This window comes from Paraperlucidibaca wandonensis (genome assembly GCF_042677145.1).
Taxonomy (GTDB): domain Bacteria; phylum Pseudomonadota; class Gammaproteobacteria; order Pseudomonadales; family Moraxellaceae; genus Perlucidibaca; species Perlucidibaca wandonensis.
On the sequence record NZ_JBHTIT010000001.1, the window covers coordinates 582,379 to 600,730 of the forward strand.

The following is an 18,352-nucleotide window of genomic DNA, read 5'->3' on the forward strand; positions in this document are numbered from 1 at the left end:
ATTGGTTTCCTGTTGAAAATCGGAGTTCTGGTAAGTTTAACTGAATGAGCTTAAAGCTGATGGCTCGGCTCCATGGTTGAGATCCGCCACTTAATCTATATGCGCCTAAGCATACGCCACCGGAAACTCATCCCAGCACGTGGTGTAGCGCGGCGAGCGATTATTGGCCCGCATATGCCAGGCATCACTCAATTGCGTGCTAGCGACGTGCAGTGTGCCTGCGCCCTGATGCTTATTAATGCTATCCATTAGGCTCATCAGCCGCAGCCGCTTGGGGTCATCGACTGTGGCAAAAAGATCAGTTTGCTGGTCATCTGCCTGGCCAATCTCGCCCAATATGACACCACACTTGTGGTAACGAAACCCTGTCACAAAGCCTTTACGAAGACCTGCCATTGCGGCTTTCATCAGCACCGATGTGTCGGCCGAAGGGTGGGGCAGTGGCGTCAAAATCGTTTGCCGATATTGCGGGTCTTGCTCGCGAAATCGATTGGTATTGATCATCACATACACATGCGAGCACACGGAGTTTTGCGCCCTTAGCTTCTCGGCCGCTCGACTAAGGTGGTGAGACACCGCGGCCTGTATCGCCTGAAACTCGGTAAGGCAGGTAGCAAATGATCGAGAAGAAATGATCTGCTGTTTGGGTGCTGCAATATCCTCAAAACTAATACACGCCTCGCCGCGAAGCTCACGAACGGTTTTGGCCAGCACCACGCCATAGCGCTGATGAATGGCCTTGGCATCACAGCGCGATAAGTCCAACACCGTCTCAATACCATCGGCAGCTAATCGCTTACTCAATTGGCGTCCTACGCCCCACACCTCGCCTGCTGAGTAGCTCGCCATAAGCTTTTCGAACACAGCTTCAGTGACGCCTTGCACTGAAAACACGCCGCCGTACTCAGGGTGTTTCTTGGCAATGTGATTGGCGAATTTTGCCAACGTTTTACTGGGCCCAATGCCGACACCGCAGGTCACTTTGATGTGCTGCTGCAAGGTCTGGCGTATCTCGTGCCCCATAGCAGTGACATCACCAAAGCCATCCAGTTTCAAAAACGACTCATCGATGGAATAGCTTTCGACCTCAGGGCAAAGCTTTTGCAAAATCGCCAACATACGCGCACTCATGTCGCCATAGAGCGTGTAGTTCGAGCTCTTAATAGCCACGCCATGTTTTGCGCAAAAGCCTTTCCACTGATGCATCGGCGCAGCCATGGGAATGCCCAATATCTTGGCCTCCGCTGATCGCGCCACAATGCAGCCGTCATTGTTCGACAGCACCACCAGAGGCACATTCGCTAATGACGGATCAAAGATCTTCTCGCAAGTCGCGTAGAAATTATTGGCATCGACTAAGGCGTAGGTCGGCATATCAGCGACGCGGCCGTGTGAGCGTGACGTGCTCAACGATATGACTCGTCACCACACCAAAGATTTGCAGCTCTTCAGTCGGGTGCAATACGGGGTAGGGGCGCTGTGCATTTTCGGCATGCAGCTCATAGCGATCGGCAACACGTTTGAAGCGCTTAACCGTGAGTTGACCATCGATACTGGCCACCACAACGTCTCCAGACACTGGAGGGCGTGAGGCGTCTACGATCAGTACAGAGCCATCGACGATACCGACATCAATCATGGAGTCGCCACTAACGCGAATGAAGAACGTGGCCTCTGGGTTGTGAATGAGGCGCTCGTGGAGATCAATAGTGTTTTGCACATAGTCGGCGGCAGGCGATGGAAAGCCAGCCGGCACGAAGCCTTGCAGCAATGGCAGGCGTGGGTGCGAAGCGGAAAGTGCGGGGGTGCCGATAATGCTGTTCATGCGGACAGTATCTGCTTGCAAGCACTAAGCCGTCAATAATTTGTGTGAGGCAGGCGAGCTTTCATGGCGGCTGATGGTTGTCGCTTGAGTAGCCTGATGGCATGCCCAAGCGCATCACAGGAGAGCGCGGCAGTCTCACCTGGTACGTCTGGCGAGATCATCGAAAACTGCACGGAGCCCCAAAGGCCCTGACAAGCTGGTAAGGGGTGGTGGCCGATAAACCATTAGTCCACCACCCCTAAAGCAATTACTACTTCTTGCTGTCGAGATTTTCTTTTGTTGGCCAGTTTCGCATTAGCGTGCCAACAAAGAAGCTGAACAATGGGCCATAAGGCGGTCTAAGGAGCTTGCTCAAACTGAAGCGGCTTTGATAGAAAATAGCTTTTTTCTTCGAGAATGTTTGGAAGCCGTCATGGCCGTGATACGCGCCCATTCCCGAGTCGCCAACGCCACCAAACGGTAAGTTGTTTTGCACGAGGTGATAGAGGCAGCCGTTGATGGTTACGCCGCCGGATAATGTGCCATCGATGACTTTTTTGTTCAGTGCTCTATTACGGTTGAAGTAATACAGCGCCAATGGTCGTGGTCGGTCATTAATGTATTCGATGGCCTCGTCTAGCGTGCGGTAGGTGACGATAGGCAAGATGGGGCCAAAGATCTCTTCGTTCAGCGCCACACAATCATCAGCACAGTCATAAACGATAGTGGGTGGAAATACGCCATTTTCGATGGTGCAGGCTTCGTTAGCTGGGTTAACAGTGACAACCTTGCCCGACTTGCTAGTGATCTCGGCAGTGATTTTTTCCAGACGCTGATAATGGCGAGCTGAAATAATATGCGTGTAGTCTGGATTGTTCACCAGGCTCGGATAGTACGTAGCCGCCGCATCAACACAGTGCTGTACGAATTCGTCACGCGATTTTTCGTGGACTAGTACATAGTCAGGCGCTACGCAGGTTTGGCCGGCATTAGACAGCTTTCCGTGAAGTACCGCTTGCGCAGCCGATTTAAGGTCGTAATTTTCACCGATAAGCGCGGGCGATTTGCCGCCTAACTCAAGCGTTACCGGCGTAAGGTGCTCGGCTGCATTGCGCATAACAATTTTGCCGACATTGGTCGAGCCGGTGAAAATAAGGTGGTCGAATGGCAGTGTGGAAAACGCTTGCGACACTTCGAGCCCGCCGGTAATGACGGTTACGTATTCTTCGGGAAAGCAATCGGCGATGATTTTCCGCATGAGTTCGGCGGTCAATGGCGCTAACTCTGATGGCCTGACCATGACATGGTTGCCGGCAGAGATGGCGCCAATCATTGGCGATAGTGCGAGCAAGAGCTGGTAGTTCCAGGCTCCCATGACCCCAATAACGCCTAATGGCTGATAAACGTAGCGTGCTCTGCCGGGCAGAAATTGCCAGTTTGGCATGACGTGATTGGGCGCCATCCATTTCCGCAAATGCCTTTTGGTGTGGCGAATTTCATCGATGATGACGAAGATTTCCATCAGCAATGTTTCTGCTGTTGAGCGCCCGCCGTAGTCCTGATTTATCGTTGCCGCTAAGTCATGCCGTTGCTCATAGAGCGCGGCTTGAAATCGATCAAGTGCATCGATTCGCTCTTGATAAGAAATAGGGGTTGGGCGTTGGCGAAAGGCTTTTTTCTGACGTGCCAGCGTGTTGGATAACTGCGCTGTTAATTCATCTTTAGTGATCATTTTTAGCTCAAAATCTATTCATTATTATTGGGGTTTGGCAGGGATCAACGACATCGCATGCTCTGTGAGCGCGGTGATCGTTAACGATGGATTGACACCTAGATTGGCACCTAACATTGAACCGTCGCAGACCATCATATTTTGGTAGCCGAAAACTCGGTTTTGGCCATCGATCACGCCGTGCTCAGCCGACTTACCCATAGAGCAGCCGCCCATGCAGTGCGCGGTAGTCGGTGTGTTGAAGAAGATTTCTGGAAAGCTACTACCTGCCAATCCGCCCAATAGTTCCGCGCCTTTTTCAGCAAAATCATTGGCGGCAGGAATGAACGTTGGTATGCGCTCGCCGTCGGTGACTAAGGCTTTTCGAAATGGCCAGTACCATAGTCGCCTCAGTCGCATATTGATGAAGCCATCGATGGTCTGCATGCAGAGAAAAATAATGGTCTCTTTTGCCCAGCCAAAAGGAGCTTGCGCTTTAATCGCTCGAATTGGATTTTTCAGCAATATTTTCATGGCCACCCAAGCCCACAAAAACGGACGAGTCCAGCCCGGCTTGCCCTTAGTCAGCGCTGTTAGCATTAGGCCCATGAAGTCTGAACCGGCAGGGTAGCGGGTTGCTTCAATATGGGTGTTATCGCTTAAATGAATGCCGGAGCCGATGGCGATGCCTTTAGACATGTCCTCGGTGCTACCGGGCACGCGAACCACAATTAATGACTCAGCATTTGTTCTAACGCGCTTACCAAGTTCGTCGGAGATTTTCGGCAGCGAGCCGTTGTCTTTGAGCTTGAACAGTAGCTCTTGTGTGCCCAGCGAAGAGCCTGCAAATATGAGTGACTTGCAGTGCCAAACGCGCTTTCCAATGCCGAAATAGAGCCCGCGAAAATTAGAAGGCACCGTCGTGATTTCATAGCCATTCGCGCCATCAGCGCAGTTATTTAGCGGCTTAACGCCAACCACTTTCGTTTCTGCGTGAACTTCTGCACCATTTTTTTCAGCGAGATACAGATAGTTTTTATCTAGCGTGTTTTTCGCGTTATAGCGACAGCCAACCATGCAGCCGCCACAGCCAATACAGCTGTTTCGGTCTGGGCCTTCGCCGTTAAAGAAGGGGTCTGGATACGACTGGCCGGGCACGTCACTGTCTTTGTCTCCGAAGAAAACACCGACATCGGTTTTGTACCACGTGTCGCCACAGCCATAAGCGTCGGCCATCTTTTTCAGGGCGAGATCTGCTGGTGCAACGATTCGGTTTTCGGTAACACCTAGCATTCGCTTGGCTGTTTCGTAGTGGGTTGGCATGACTTTATGCCAATCGTTTAGGCCAGCCCAAGCGCCGTCATCCCAGACATGATCTGGCGGCACTAATAGGGTGTTTGCATACGTTATTGAGCCGCCGCCAACTGCGTTGCCATGCAAAATAACAACATGCCGAAAAAACGACATATTGAAAAACCCGCGAAGGCCAAGCATAGGGCGCCATATCCACGAACTGAGCTGCCAATTGTTCTTTGGTAGGTTTTCTGGAGTCCATCGGCGACCCATTTCCATTACGGCAACGGAGTAGTTTTTCTCCGTTAAGCGATGGGCAGATACGCTGCCACCAAAGCCTGAGCCAACCACAATATAGTCGTAGTCATACTGCTGATTTTTATTATTTGTTGTCATTTTGGTGTCCGATAGTTCCTTAAAGCTTCGCCATTATTTTTATAATGCATAGACCAGTTTGCGGCTTAATGCTTGACGCCGCTTGACTATTTGCGCCATTTTAATAGGCCTTGAAGTGGCTATAAAAATTAATGATAAACACTGAGAAGACAGAGCGGGTGCCAGGGGTTTTTGCCAGCCTGCTATATGACTACTTACAGTCAAGGGGAGAGCAGCCTCAGGCCATCTTAGGTCAGCTTTACAGGGCCGTGGATAGTTCAGACCCACGCGGGATTCGGGTAAAGCTCTGGAGTGACATGCTTGCCTTAGCGGTAAGTCACTTTAATGAGCCCGATTTAGGTTTAAATGTCGCCGAGACTATTAGGCCACATCATTTAGGCACGCTTGGTTATTTAGCCACCGCTTGCCCAACATTGGCCGAGGTACTTAAGCGCTTAGATAGGTATCAGCGGCTTGTCTATGACGTGGTTTCCATGACTACACATTTGGCGCCAGGCCATGTCGATTTGGTTTGGGATACCGCTATATTTGATCCCGGCAGACTGGTTAACGAAACGGGTCTTGCAATAGTCATACAGCTTGGCCGTACCTTAACTGGAAGGCGAGATGTAGCAACGCTGATCACGATTCCAGGGCCACCACCTGAAAACATTGAGCCTTATCTAAAATGGTTCGGTTGTGAGGTGCAGTTTGGTGCGAGTGAGGCGCTGATCCGAGTTAGTAGAGAGGCAATGCAGATACCGTTGATGGCGGCTGATGCAAACGTGGTGGCTGTAATGGAACGACATGCCATTCAGCTGCTCGATAATACGCCGACTATTGAGCCGGTTATCGCGCAGGTGCGTCAGGCTATTGCAAGAATGCTGCACGATGGCGAGCCTGATTTAACAGCAGTGGCCGTAAAGCTGCATAGTTCGACCAGGAGCTTACAGCGGCTTTTGAATAGTGCAGACAGCAGCTTTCGCGCCGAACTGGCTATGGTGCGCCAGTGCTTGGCCGAAAGTTATCTGCGTGATCGCGGGCTATCTATCGCTGATATTGCCATGCTGCTTGGCTACTCCGAGCACAGCGCATTTTCACGAGTCTATAAAGGCTGGACAGGAATATCCCCTGCTGACAGGCGAGCGAGCATCACTTCAAACTAGTTGATTGCGGCAAATTGGCATTGATTTCGACACTAATATGAGCCACTGCGTGGTGATGCATCAGAGCCTGTTTCACCTCATCGACGGATAAAGGGTGTTCAGCGACGACGCTGACAATGCAGGCATATTGCTTCTGCGCAACGCGCCAAACGTGAAGGTCAGTGAGCTCGGCGCGTGGGCTCATTGAGGCGATAGACTTCTCAATGGCTTTGACGATCGGCGCATCCATTTCAGCGTCAAGCAAGACGCGGCTAGTGTCGCGAATTAGGCCATAAGCCCAAAAGCTCACCAGTGCGGCACCAACGATTCCCATTGTGGGATCAAGCCAGTCGGCACCCCAGAATTTGCCGCCTATAAGGGCGATGATGGCGAGCACAGAGGTGGCGGCGTCGGTAATGACGTGGATATAGGCTGAGCGTAGGTTTAGGTCATGATGCTCGTGGCCATGATCGTCGTGCTCATGCGCGTCATGGCTGTGGCCATGCGTATGGTCATCTCGCAATAGCCATGCGCAAACAATGTTTACCACAAGACCAAGGCTGGCTAGGGCAATGGCCTCGTTATAGAAAATTGGGCTTGGTGAAAGCAGGCGTTCACATGACTGGAAAAGCATTAGGCCGGCAACGAGTATCAATAAAATCGCGCTGGTGTAACCACCCAATATTTCTATTTTCCAGGTGCCAAAGTTGAAGCGGCGATCGTTGGCGTAGCGCCTTGCGGCGGCATAGGCCAGCAAAGATAAGCCTAAGGCGAGCGTGTGCGAGCTCATATGCCAGCCGTCGGCGAGCAGGGCCATGGAGTTGTATATCCAGCCGCCAGCAATTTCTGCGCACATCATTATTGCGGTGATTATGACGACGATAAGCGTTTTGCGTTCGGCCGATGGGTTACCTTCGTGGAAGCTGTGGCCGTGCGAGAATCGGGAGGCGCTTGCTAAGTTGGACATTAGATCTGCTCGTGAAGTGCTATTTCAATATACTATACCCCAGTATTGTATTTTACATAAAGGACGACGTGCTATGGCTCATATGCATCAGAACAATAAAAAGCTCTTAATGAGAATTCGGCGCATCAAAGGCCAGTCGGAAAGCTTGGAGCGCGCTATTGAGAGTGGGGCCGAATGCGCCGCCATATTGCAGCAAGTAGCGGCAATTCGCGGCGCAGTGAATGGTCTGATGACAGAGATATTAGAAGGACATATCCGCGAGCATTTAGGCCCAGTTGATGTCACGCCGGAGGAGCGTAGCAAGGACGTTGAGCAGGTGGTTGCGGTGCTGCGCTCGTATCTTAAGTAGGTATCAAGCAGGGCTATTAAACCTTAATACTTTGCCAGTTACCCTTGCGCCAAATATGGCTAAAAATACTAACTTGTATTGCGCGGTACGCTACTTGTAATAGCCAAATGGCCATCAGGCCGCCGCCCCATACCGGCCCAATGAGCCAAGCTAATGGCAGAAATACGCACCATTGCATGAGCAGCGAAACTTTCATGACGGCTTTGCTAGCGCCAACGCCAAATAACGCATTCATCAAAATCATGCCAACGCCATCGAAGGCAATGAAGAGGCCGATGATGCGCAGTGGCCAGATCGCTAGCTGCATCGTTTCCGTCTCATGAATAAACACAGATAGCAGCAGTTCGGGCACGACCACCATGGGGATACCCAGCACCGCGAGCAAATAAAAGCCGATCTTGCTGACATCCCAGCCCCATTGTTTGGCATCGGCGATATTACCTTTGCCCATGGCCTGGCCTGCTAGCGTGGCCGCCGTGAGCCCAAGTGCTATGCCCGGCAGTAGCGCCACCAACATGATATTTACCAGCACATTGCCGGCAGCTAATTCGGCGGTGCCCACTTTGCCAATAATCCAAAATAGTGCGGTAAGTCCCGCAGCAAAAAAGAACTGCTGAATGGAGGAGGGTATCGACAGGCGCAGCATGCTAATGAGTACGTTTTTACTCGGCAGGGCGTGTAAAAAGCTGTGCGCAGATGCATGGCGATGGCCAAGAAAAAAGTAGATGGCGGTGCCAGTGGCTAGCGAGAGCGTCGTGCCAAGACCGGCACCATAGACGCCTAGAGCGGGAATGCCCGCGTGACCATAAATGAGCACGTAGTTAAGGCAGACGTTGAGCACATTCATGATCAATAAAGTACGGAAATACAGTTGCGGCATGGAGACACCGTTCCAATAACCCCGAAACGCGAAGTTCATGCCCACGAAAATCATGCCGATAAGGCGCACTTGCAGGTACTCAGTGCCCAATGGCTGCACGGCGGGGTCATCCACTAAATAGGGAAAAAGCCATGGCGTGAGCAAATAAAACAGAATCGATAACGGTAGCCCAATCGCGACAGCCAGCAGTAAGCCGCCATTGAGCGGGCCTGCCATGATGGCCTCGTTGCCTTCACCTTTACGCCGAGCCGCAGTTGCCTGCACAGCGGTCGATAAGCCTAGGATGATCGAGATGCACATGAAGTTTGCGAAGCCGGCAATACCAACCGCCGCCAAGGCATTCGCTCCCAACGACCCGACCATGGCGGTATCGACCAAGTTCATGATGTTTTGCGAAGTCATGCCGCCAATAATTGGTAGCGCCAAGGTAAGAATAGTGCGACGACGATCGGGCGACATGAACTACCTAATGTTGAGTGTGTAAATACTAATTAGATCCAAACTCATTGTGTGAGTGATGAAGTCTTTCAATGGAAACTCACTCTTCATATAGCGCTCGACGTACTCTGGCAGTTCGCTGCTACGGTAGCAGCTCATCAGTGCTTTATGGAACCAGACTGATGACGACATTTATGACGCCTGAACGTGTGTGGGAAATTTGGCTAAATGCAGACTGTGATAGGTCGATAATTCGGCCTCTAATGAAGGGGCCTCGGTCGTTAATTCTTACGACGACGCTGTCGCCATTTTCAGTATTTGTAACCTTTACCTTAGTGCCAAAAGTCAGGCTTCTATGAGCAGCGGTGTGCTTGTCTTGTTGATACAGCTCGCCGCTAGCCGTTTTACGGTTTTGGAATTTATCGGCGTAGAAAGAAGCTTGCCCAGAGGCTGTAAAGCCAGCACTTTTAGTGGGTGCTGTGCTACAGCCAAATAAGCTTAAACAGGCCATAAACGTAAATAGCGTGATTCGTATTTTCTTCATGGCGTATTCCTGATGGTTAACTTGCCAGCACCGAGTCATGCTAGTTTTCTGGGTGTAAGCTTCAACGATCCACATGTCAAAAATGGGTGAGCAAATATGGCAACACATCACGCAGCTGAAGGCGAGGTTGTATGCCTCAAGACTTGGGCGAATGACTTAGCTGTCGAGAAATCAAAGGTGATAACGAAAACATCGGGGCTCGAGCTTGCGCGGCTCGTGATCGATGCTGGCACCAATATGCATCATTCGACCTATTGTAGTGTGAATGGCCCGATAGTGATTCAATGCATAGAGGGTGAGGTTATATTAAAAACGACGAGTACAACCAGCGCCATCAAGCCCGGCGAACTAGTGTACTTAAATGGCGGCACAGAGCATGCGCTGGTTGGGGTTAAGCGGTCAGTTGTTCTGCTGACGATCGTATTAGCACCGGCTGTAGCGGAGGAATGATTAGCAGTGGTGTGCATCTCTTGAAACTACTCGCTGCCCAGCCTGTTTAGGATGGGGCAGTCGGGTCGATTATCGCCATGGCAGGCAGTTGCAAGCGCCTCAAGTGACGCTCGCATTTCTTGCAGCTGCGTGATGCGAGCATCGAGCTCATCTATATGACGGCTGGTTAGCTGCTTTACTTCGGCACTGGCTCGACCTTTATCTCGCCACAACGATAGCAGCTCAGCAATCTGATCTAATGAGAAGCCCATATGCCGTGCGCGCTTGATAAAGCGTAGCTCGTGCACAGCTTCACTCGAGTAGATCCGATAGCCCGCGTTCGTGCGAGGTGATGCAGCAATCAAGTGGATTGACTCATAATGTCGAATCATCTTGCTTGTTACGCCTGCCTGACGAGCCGCTTCACCAATATTCATTTTTCTGCCTTCGATGGCTTCCATGTCTTTAACAATAAGGCGTTGGCGACAACGCTAACACTTGAGAAAGCCATGGCAGCACCGGCAATGACAGGGCTTAAATAACCTAGCGCAGCCAGCGGAATACCGACTGTGTTATAGGCGAATGCCCAAAATAAGTTTTGGCGAATTTTCGTCCACGTCAATTGTGAAATCTCAATGGCTTCTGCGATCAAGCTCGGGTCGCCGCGCATTAAGGTCACTTTAGCTGTGTGCATGGCAACGTCGCTACCATCGCTCATCGCCATGCTGATATCTGCCGCCGCTAGTGCAGGAGCGTCGTTAATGCCATCACCCACCATGGCCGTCACGCCTCGTGCTTTAAGGCGAGTGATCTCCTGCGCTTTCTCATGTGGTAATACTTCAGCCACCACATGATCAATGCCAAGCTGCTTGGCCACGGCATTGGCACTGCCTTTATTGTCCCCTGTAATCATCACGGTCTCTATACCGAGCTGCTGCAGACGACGTATAGCGGAAAATGCCTCGGGCTTGATTTGATCACGAAAGGCCATAAAGCCGAGTAATGCTGAGTCAGTCACGCGCGCTAGCCAAGAGATAGTACAACCTTCCGCCTCTAATGCTTCGGCCTTGGTTTTCAGCGGCGACATGTCGACATGGCTCTCTTCCATGAGCTGCCTATTACCCAGCAAATACTCAATGCTATTCACGCTGCCAGATACACCTCGGCCAGCTATGGCGCGGCTATTGCTAGCACTCAGCAGCTGTAGTTGGTCTTTCTCTGCCGCTTTCATCACGGCATGAGCTAATGGATGGTCGCTATCGCTTTGAAGGCTGGCGGCTATAGTTAGCATGTCATCTGTAGCAGCCACGCTTTCTTGAGCCACGAGCTCAGGTTTACCGAGTGTCAAAGTGCCTGTTTTATCGAAGGCAATAATCTGCGTGCTATGCGTTATCTCTAAGGCTTCTGCATCCTTGATCAAAATCCCTCGTCGGGCAGCAACGCCAGTGCCCACCATCACGGCAGTAGGCGTGGCAAGACCCAGCGCGCAGGGGCAGGCGATAACTAAGACTGCGACGGCATTGATGATGGCAATTTCGATGCTATTGCCCGATAACCACCAAGCAAAAAAGGTGAAGGCGGCAATAGCTAAAACGGCGGGGACAAAGATCGCACTGACTTTATCGACTTGGCGCTGAATGGGAGCTTTTGCAGCCTGCGCATCCTCAACCATCCTGATAATGCGAGACAGCAATGTTTCAGAGCCAAGCAGCTGCACGCTTACTAGCAGCAAGCCATCGGTGCTTATTGAGCCGCCCACCACTTGGTCATCAACGCCTTTTACTACGGGATGACTTTCGCCAGTAAGCATGGATTCATCGACTAAGCTTTGGCCTTCTGTGATGACGCCGTCGATTGGAATACGCTCGCCGGGGCGAATGGCAACGATGTCGCCTAGCTTGATTTCAGATAAGGGAATTTCGCGCTCTTGGCCATCTTGGCGAATGCGCGCGGTATCTGGGCGTAGCGCCTGCAGTGCGCGAATCGCTTCTGTGGTCTGTTGTTTCGCTCTGCTTTCCAGCCATTTGCCCAACATGACCAGCGTGATCACGACTGCCGATGCTTCAAAGTAGACCTGATCGTGCGCCGCACTCGATACCATTAGGTGGTACACGCTGAGGCCATAAGCTGCCGACGTGCCTATTGCTACTAGCAGGTCCATATTGCCTGTCCGCGACTTTAACGCACCCCAGGCAGCGCGATAAAACCGAGCGCCTAAGATGAACTGCACCGGCGTGGCTAATAGCCATTGCAGGGTGACCGGCAGCATCCAGTCATATCCGAATGGCGCTACCAGCATGGGAACGACTAAAGGCAGCGTGAGTAAGATTGCAATAAGCAGATGCTGCTTTTCACGTGCATGGCGATTACTCACCTCGGGGCCTGCATTGTCCTCAACGAGCCTAGCTTGGTAGCCAATATTCACGATCGCCTCAATGAAGCGTGTTGGCGAGGCGCTGCCTTTCATGCGGATATGGGCTTTTTCAGTGGCTAAATTAACCGTTGCCGACTCAACCCCGTCGACAGCGGAGAGCGCCTTTTCAACACGGCCGGCACAAGATGCGCAGGTCATGCCATCGACAAAAAGATCTAGCTCATTCATGGTTTTATCACTGCCTATCTCGCTTGAGAGTTTGTTCATATGAGGCTCCTTGAGTCGGCTATCGTATCTGGCTACTACACCTGTTTATTGCACATCAAAGCCGACGTTTTTAATTACGCTAGCTAGTAGCTCATACGCTAGAGATGACTCAATTTTCACCTGAGCTTGTGACAGGTCAACGTTAACAGATGCCTTGGAGTCGATCGCATGAATGGCCGTAGTGATTTTCGCCACGCAGCTACCGCAGCCCATTCCTGAAACTTTAAATGTATGCATGGTATCTCTCCGATGAGTCGCAATGCGCGGCCTCAGCTGGCCGCATCCTTAAGATCAGGCTTTCCATAGTGGTAAGGTCAAGCGGATTTTAAAATTACCGTGAATTAGAACGCCGCCCCAGCCAGTTGGCGATAGGTTGTGCGCTGGCGCCATGCAATACGATGCTCATCAGCACGGTTAATACGACGACGGATATTAGCTGCTCGAATCCGGGTAAATTAAATTGCTCATCGACCACTAATACAAACAAAATTGATGCCAGTCCGCGCGGCCCAAACCAGCCGAGTGCGAGCTTATGTGCAGTTGGCATGCCAGTGCCTATTAATGACAGCCATATCGGTAGCATGCGCACTGCCGTCAAGAAGCTTAGTGCTAGAAGGATGGTTTGCCAGCTGATATGGCTAAGGCCAATGGGCAATAAAATGGCGCCGAAAATGATGAAGGTCAGGATAGTGAGAATTTGACCTTCGCCCTCTACAAATTCGACGATGAAGTCGCGCTCGCTAGTGAGTGTGTTGCCCAACGTTAGCCCACCCACAAAGGCGGCGAGAAAGCCATTGCCACCTAGCTGCTCGGCGGCGGTAAAGCACAGTAGCGCGCCGGCGAGCACGGCAATGCCGCGGCTAGGGGGCGACACATAGCCATTGATAATGCAGCGATCTAGCAAACGAGCGAGGATGTAGCCAATGCCACCACCAATGAGTGGGCCAACAATGAGCTGTAGTGCAACGAATTGAAAAAGGCTTTCAGGCGCATCGTTGATGTAGGTGCCGGTAGCCTGCGCTGCCAATATTGCCGACATCATAATAACGGGTGCTGCTAGGCCATCATTCAGACCGCTTTCTACATTAATGCCTTCGCGCACGTGCTCTGGCACTTTAAGGCTAGCTAAAATGGGTTGCGCCAACGCGGCGTCGGTGGGCGTTAAGATCGCCGCTACCAGCAATGCCAGCACGAGTGGTACTTCGGGTAATAGCCAGTGCACTACTGCGGTGCCTAACGCGATTGTCAGTGGCATGCCAACCAGCAACATGCGAGCCGGTGTGGCGGCATGCCGGCGCAAGCTCGATAGTCGCACGCTGGCGGCATCGCTAAACAACACTAGTACCAGCGTGAACTCGGCAAATATATGAAGCAGCTTGCTATCAACCCGAATATCGAGAAGCCCTGCGCCAGCCTCACCCAATAAGTAGCCAAAGCCCACAAATAACATGGGCAATGTCAGCAGAGTTTTTGATAAACGCTGAGAGATCAGTGCCCAGGCGACTATGCCAACGCAGATGGTAATAATTTGCCAGTTCACGCGCAGTTACACCTCAAGACTAGGCCACATATTGTTTTTCAGATTAGCAGCAATGAGCTTGCGCTATAGCGTCTTAATACAATAACTACTCGGACCAAGCCGCATAAGTACTAGATCTTCTTCCTAACGCTACTGGGCGCCATACCTGTCCAGCGTTTGAACGCTCGGCGAAAATCGCGGGCATCATTGAAGCCAAGTTCGTTGGCGATGGCGGTGATAGAGAGTATTTTATCGATCACAAGGCGCGTAAGGGGGCAGTGGTAGTTCACTGCATAGAGGGCGAGATTAGATTGAAACGCCTAGTGCTACTAAGTCTATAAAATCAGGTCAGCTAGTATATTTAAATGGCTGTTTAAATTAAAAATTAGTTTTTTAGTATCTCATTAAGGCCAGTATTTTGCTTTATCAGGGATAACGAAACGAACCCCACCTCGTGGATCTGGCATGTCGTCAGAGTGTCTTGGAATTATATGCAAGTGGATGTGCTTCATCGTTTGTCCTGCCATTGGCCCGTCATTGATTCCTATGTTAAAGCTATCTGTCGAGTACTGTAGGGCAAGCTCGCCGCGGTGCTTGAAGAGCATTTCATCCATGCTTCTACGCTCGGCTTTAGTCGTTTCAAAGTAACTTTCAATATGACGATTTGGAATTATCAGCGTATGGCCTCTGGTTACTGGAAAGCCATCACGTATTACAAATACCCACTCATCTTGATCAATAATTTGCTCGGCACGGATATGGCAAAAAGGACAATGATATGTTGCCATAAATCTCTCCAAGATTAATTAAAATTTAATATATATGCATCAGTATGTTTATCACGACAAAGGCTGTTTAGTGAATGGGAGTTTGGTGAACAAGAACAACCCCCATGTACTTTATTTGTATTAATAGAGAAAGCTCACAGGTCAAGCAGGCTTTCATTCAGTTAGGTAGCTATCTGAAATACGGCGCCAAATTTCATGGCCCACCATGTCGTAGTGTTTCACTACTGTCAGGCAGGCTCTGCGTTCGGCTTCGTCTACTAGAGGAGGCGGCAATAAGGGGTCATAAATCATTTGGCGAATCGCAGCCTCACCAATCAAGAACGATTCACGTGCGGCCTCTTCGAGTTCCAGTGCTTCAATTTTTGAGAGCGAATGCTCTAGTCGTTCTCTGATCTGTTTGTAGCCAATAGTAAGGCTTTGGCTATTCCATAGTTTGCGAGCCTGGGCTTCGCGCTCTTCATCTAGCTCACAAGCTTTCAGTACTATTGCATCTTGTTCGAGTCCCAGCCGACGTAGTCGCTGACGAATGACTTCAAGCCCATCGACCAGATTGTCTGGTCTGACATAAATGTCTCGATCGAGCTCCTGGAAGCCCAGAAGATTTAAGGCACGCTGGCGTTTAGCCAGAGCGGTGCGATTTGTGCGACCCAGCATTCCAGAGCAGACCATGATCCAGGCCCCAGTCCACTCTTTTAGACGCTGCTCTATGGTCTTCCATGACCCCAGCTCGCGGGCGAGCTCCGCTGCTGCTGGACCCAGTTGGTACGCGCCGCGACCGATTGCCTCGATTTGACCAGCTCCGCTTAAGCGAGCGAGTGCCACGCGTACACTACTAGGAGGAATGCCAAACAAGGCACAGGCCTCGACTGCTTCGCGAGTCAAGAGAGGTCGGCCTTCTGCTGCTAGTAATATGTTTAAAATCAAATCTTTAGGGCTTGCTGTGTTCATTTTCTTCATAGGAGTAGGCTCAATAGTTGTGGCATCCAGCACTCCATGAGAGGAAAGCCAAGCATCAGCTACTTAACGTTATTGTTAGAGGCGTATGCTTTAACGCTACATGTTATATATTTATAGTGCCTTATATGAAGCTGTATTATTTAGGCAAAGTGCACTTGGGATGGTCATTACTACAAGTTTGAATGCCATTTCTCTCGCTATTAGGCATTTGCCGATGTGAGCTTTTGGGGCACTTTTCTCTACGGATTTGAATGTGCGTACTAACAGAGGTGGCCCCATAGATGCGCTGCTTTTTCCTTTGATGGAACCTGCTTTCATCCCTTAAATGAAGACATACCAAAATCACCAAAAGGTTCATCGCGCTCTCGAACGGCTTGCTTGAAGCCAGCCTCGGCGGCCCGTTGCTGAAAGGCATAACCTTCTTGCGTGTGACGCGTAATGCCATCAAATACGGTGCCAAGAATTTGAGTGGTGTGTAGGCCTTGCTGCGAAACGGATTGATTCAGCAGCAACTTCATCATCACCAACTGATTAATCGGCATACGCGCAATGCGCTCCAGCAGGATCTCAAAGCGCTCATCAAGCTGCGCAGCCGGCGCAGACTCTATCGCCAACCCCCACTCTTGAGCCTCTTTGCCAGACAAACAGTCACCGGTAAAAAGCAGGCGCTTAGCTTTCTCTAAACCCAATCGATAAAACCAAATGGAGGTCGTTGGTGAGCCCCAAACACGGGCTGGCGGATAGCCAATTTTGGCATCATCAGCTATTACCAATAAATCCGAGCACAGTGCCATATCGGTCCCACCCGCCACACAAAAACCATGCACCTTGCAGACCACCGGCTTATCGCTGTGAAACAGGCTCATGAAGCCTTTCACATTGCGACTCATGCCCTGATAGTCGATAACCGGGTCCCAGGTTTGGCCGGGCAGATGGTTTTGCATCTGCACCATGGGGTCTGCGGGAGAGCCTGGGGGCAAGTCACTCTGACTCAGATGCTCGAAGCTCAGTGACTCGGCACTGTCGACCAAATCATAGCCACCACAGAAGCCAGTTCCATTTCCAGCGAGCGCAATCACATGCACGCTAGGGTCAAGATTGGCGCGCTCAACACAGGCAGCCAACTCGCGAGGCATATCCATCGTGATGCCGTTGCCGCGAGCGGGGCGATTGAGTGTGATTCGAGCGATACGGCCAGTAACCTCAAAGGTCATTGTTTTCAAATTATTCATACGAGTGCTCCACGGATTGGCAACAAAGCTACGGTAAATTTATTTTTCAAAAATACATTGTAATGATACTTGAAATCTAATTATATGTCTCTTGGTGAAGCAATTCATCCGCTAGCCTGTCGGTAGCTTCATGCTCGACAGACTGCTGAGTTGGCTCTTAGTTATTGAGATGCCATGACAATGGTGTCTGCTAAGAAAAGCATGAGCGCGGCATTATTTTCAGACACACGTATTCTTAGTGCATAACATCAAATTGAGGTGGTCATCATGCCAAGTGCATACAATCCAAAAGCTATTCATCAGAAGGGGGCAAGCTTTCCCGTGCGGCGCATGGACTTTGATTTCACAGGAATCAATAAGTACTTTATTAATAATGATCCAGTGCCCTCCATGCTCTGGCTGGCTTTTCAAGCTTACTTTCCTGAAGGCGAAGCCTTCTTTGTAGATTCTGTGCGTGATATGCGTGATCAAGTTAAGGGCGAGCTACTCCAAAAGAATGTCAGCGCCTTTATTGGTCAAGAAGCTATGCATGGTAAAGAGCACTATGTGGCTAACGAAGAGGCGAGAAGACAAGGTATTGATGTCTCTGCGCTAGATAGAGCCACAGCAAGAGTTAGAAGGCTTGGAAATAAACACTTGTCGAAGAGATTTCGTTTGGCGTTAACCGCAGCGGCAGAGCATTTCACTGGTGTGATTAGCAGCCAAATAGCCAAGAGAGATGACTTTAGGGCAAGCATTGTTGACGACAGAATTAAGGCATTAATTCTCTGGCACGCCATGGAGGAGACGGAGCATCGCGCAGTAGCTTTTGATGTCTATCAAAGCACGGGAGGAGGCTATTTTACACGTGCGTTGGCCATGACAGTTGTGTCGATAGGCATTACCCCAACAGTGCTTTTTGGCATGATCGTTTGCTTGCGCCAAGACAGGCAACTTTCTAATTTAGCCTCTTGGAGCCGCTTCTTAAAAAGCTATTGGGGCTCTAACGGCTTTTTTTCCGAACTGCTTCCAGAGCTACTTCACTACTATCGATTAGATTTTCATCCTAATGACTTAGATGCGCAGGTTATTTTGCATACTCTCCGAAGTGAGTTATGTGCTGAGCAGTAGATTCGATGTGGCAATCAGTCTATTTGATTTAGAAAGCCTGTCTCGTAGATTTAAATCACCGAGACAGGCTTTCTAATTTCAAATGAACCATGCGGCAGTATTTAACTCAGTAGCTTTTTTAACTAATCGTTGAGCCTTATTTATTCAAAAATAAAAAAACTCTGGGCTAA

General features: G+C 50.4%; 19 protein-coding genes. 4 read left to right on the plus strand and 15 right to left on the minus strand.

The features are described from left to right. Positions 1 to 105 precede the first annotated feature (105 nt). The 4 genes from ACFQ0F_RS02605 to ACFQ0F_RS02620 form a co-directional block, all read right to left on the minus strand. On the minus strand, positions 106 to 1,410 hold the full coding sequence (locus tag ACFQ0F_RS02605) for a Y-family DNA polymerase (protein ID WP_379068806.1): 1,305 nt from the start codon (positions 1,408 to 1,410) through the stop codon (positions 106 to 108). Further along, positions 1,376 to 1,825 (minus strand): LexA family protein, encoded by a 450-nt coding sequence (locus ACFQ0F_RS02610; RefSeq protein ID WP_379068809.1) that lies wholly within the window; start codon positions 1,823 to 1,825, stop codon positions 1,376 to 1,378. Before ACFQ0F_RS02610 ends, ACFQ0F_RS02605 begins: the two co-directional genes overlap by 35 nt. A gap of 250 nt (positions 1,826 to 2,075) precedes the next feature. Further along, positions 2,076 to 3,536, minus strand: coding sequence for a coniferyl aldehyde dehydrogenase (locus ACFQ0F_RS02615; RefSeq protein WP_379068812.1), 1,461 nt, complete (start codon positions 3,534 to 3,536; stop codon positions 2,076 to 2,078). Between the two features lie 24 nt (positions 3,537 to 3,560). Further along, positions 3,561 to 5,204, minus strand: a complete 1,644-nt coding sequence (locus ACFQ0F_RS02620; RefSeq protein WP_340675260.1) for a GMC family oxidoreductase — start codon at positions 5,202 to 5,204, stop codon at positions 3,561 to 3,563. Between the two features lie 131 nt (positions 5,205 to 5,335). Here ACFQ0F_RS02620 and ACFQ0F_RS02625 point away from each other — a divergent pair, with 131 nt between their 5' ends. After that, positions 5,336 to 6,349, plus strand: coding sequence for an AraC family transcriptional regulator (locus ACFQ0F_RS02625; protein WP_340675261.1), 1,014 nt, complete (start codon positions 5,336 to 5,338; stop codon positions 6,347 to 6,349). Here the strand turns inward: ACFQ0F_RS02625 and dmeF are convergent. Further along, positions 6,336 to 7,295 (minus strand): CDF family Co(II)/Ni(II) efflux transporter DmeF, encoded by a 960-nt coding sequence (dmeF, locus tag ACFQ0F_RS02630; protein WP_379068815.1) that lies wholly within the window; start codon positions 7,293 to 7,295, stop codon positions 6,336 to 6,338. The genes ACFQ0F_RS02625 and dmeF overlap by 14 nt on opposite strands. Before the next feature lie 82 nt (positions 7,296 to 7,377). Here dmeF and ACFQ0F_RS02635 point away from each other — a divergent pair, with 82 nt between their 5' ends. Continuing rightward, positions 7,378 to 7,644 (plus strand): metal/formaldehyde-sensitive transcriptional repressor, encoded by a 267-nt coding sequence (locus ACFQ0F_RS02635; protein ID WP_449304933.1) that lies wholly within the window; start codon positions 7,378 to 7,380, stop codon positions 7,642 to 7,644. Between the two features lie 16 nt (positions 7,645 to 7,660). Here the strand turns inward: ACFQ0F_RS02635 and ACFQ0F_RS02640 are convergent, their stop codons facing one another. Then, positions 7,661 to 8,983 (minus strand): MATE family efflux transporter, encoded by a 1,323-nt coding sequence (locus tag ACFQ0F_RS02640; protein WP_379068821.1) that lies wholly within the window; start codon positions 8,981 to 8,983, stop codon positions 7,661 to 7,663. A 145-nt stretch (positions 8,984 to 9,128) separates the two neighbouring features. Then, positions 9,129 to 9,506 carry a septal ring lytic transglycosylase RlpA family protein gene (locus ACFQ0F_RS02645; RefSeq protein ID WP_379068824.1) on the minus strand — a complete coding sequence of 126 codons (378 nt, stop codon included), beginning with the start codon at positions 9,504 to 9,506 and terminating at the stop codon, positions 9,129 to 9,131. A 96-nt stretch (positions 9,507 to 9,602) separates the two neighbouring features. On the opposite strand from ACFQ0F_RS02645, the gene ACFQ0F_RS02650 reads away from it, so the two are divergent. Further along, complete coding sequence (locus ACFQ0F_RS02650) at positions 9,603 to 9,956, plus strand: hypothetical protein (RefSeq protein WP_379068827.1); 354 nt, start codon at positions 9,603 to 9,605, stop codon at positions 9,954 to 9,956. Positions 9,957 to 9,982: 26 nt separating this feature from the next. Here ACFQ0F_RS02650 and cueR read toward each other — a convergent pair whose 3' ends face one another. The 8 genes from cueR to ACFQ0F_RS02690 form a co-directional block, all read right to left on the minus strand. After that, on the minus strand, positions 9,983 to 10,372 hold the full coding sequence (cueR, locus tag ACFQ0F_RS02655) for a Cu(I)-responsive transcriptional regulator (protein ID WP_379068830.1): 390 nt from the start codon (positions 10,370 to 10,372) through the stop codon (positions 9,983 to 9,985). Then, positions 10,369 to 12,576 (minus strand): heavy metal translocating P-type ATPase, encoded by a 2,208-nt coding sequence (locus tag ACFQ0F_RS02660; protein WP_379068833.1) that lies wholly within the window; start codon positions 12,574 to 12,576, stop codon positions 10,369 to 10,371. Before ACFQ0F_RS02660 ends, cueR begins: the two co-directional genes overlap by 4 nt. 45 nt (positions 12,577 to 12,621) lie before the next feature. Then, positions 12,622 to 12,813: a heavy-metal-associated domain-containing protein gene (locus ACFQ0F_RS02665; RefSeq protein ID WP_379068836.1), complete on the minus strand. Its 192-nt coding sequence runs from the start codon at positions 12,811 to 12,813 to the stop codon at positions 12,622 to 12,624. Between the two features lie 94 nt (positions 12,814 to 12,907). Next, positions 12,908 to 14,116, minus strand: a complete 1,209-nt coding sequence (locus tag ACFQ0F_RS02670; RefSeq protein WP_379068839.1) for a cation:proton antiporter — start codon at positions 14,114 to 14,116, stop codon at positions 12,908 to 12,910. Positions 14,117 to 14,226: 110 nt separating this feature from the next. Further along, positions 14,227 to 14,385, minus strand: a complete 159-nt coding sequence (locus ACFQ0F_RS02675; RefSeq protein WP_379068842.1) for a helix-turn-helix domain-containing protein — start codon at positions 14,383 to 14,385, stop codon at positions 14,227 to 14,229. A gap of 114 nt (positions 14,386 to 14,499) precedes the next feature. Next, complete coding sequence (locus tag ACFQ0F_RS02680; protein ID WP_379068845.1) at positions 14,500 to 14,883, minus strand: HIT family protein; 384 nt, start codon at positions 14,881 to 14,883, stop codon at positions 14,500 to 14,502. 153 nt (positions 14,884 to 15,036) lie between these two features. Beyond that, entirely contained in the window at positions 15,037 to 15,840 is an 804-nt protein-coding gene (locus ACFQ0F_RS02685) for a PaaX family transcriptional regulator C-terminal domain-containing protein (protein WP_379068849.1), read from the minus strand. A 314-nt stretch (positions 15,841 to 16,154) separates the two neighbouring features. Beyond that, positions 16,155 to 17,072, minus strand: coding sequence for a crotonase/enoyl-CoA hydratase family protein (locus ACFQ0F_RS02690; protein ID WP_340675273.1), 918 nt, complete (start codon positions 17,070 to 17,072; stop codon positions 16,155 to 16,157). A 267-nt stretch (positions 17,073 to 17,339) separates the two neighbouring features. On the opposite strand from ACFQ0F_RS02690, the gene ACFQ0F_RS02695 reads away from it, so the two are divergent. Next, the gene (locus ACFQ0F_RS02695; RefSeq protein WP_340675274.1) at positions 17,340 to 18,182 is read left to right on the plus strand and encodes a metal-dependent hydrolase; all 843 of its coding nucleotides are present in this window, start codon (positions 17,340 to 17,342) and stop codon (positions 18,180 to 18,182) included. Positions 18,183 to 18,352 lie beyond the last annotated feature (170 nt).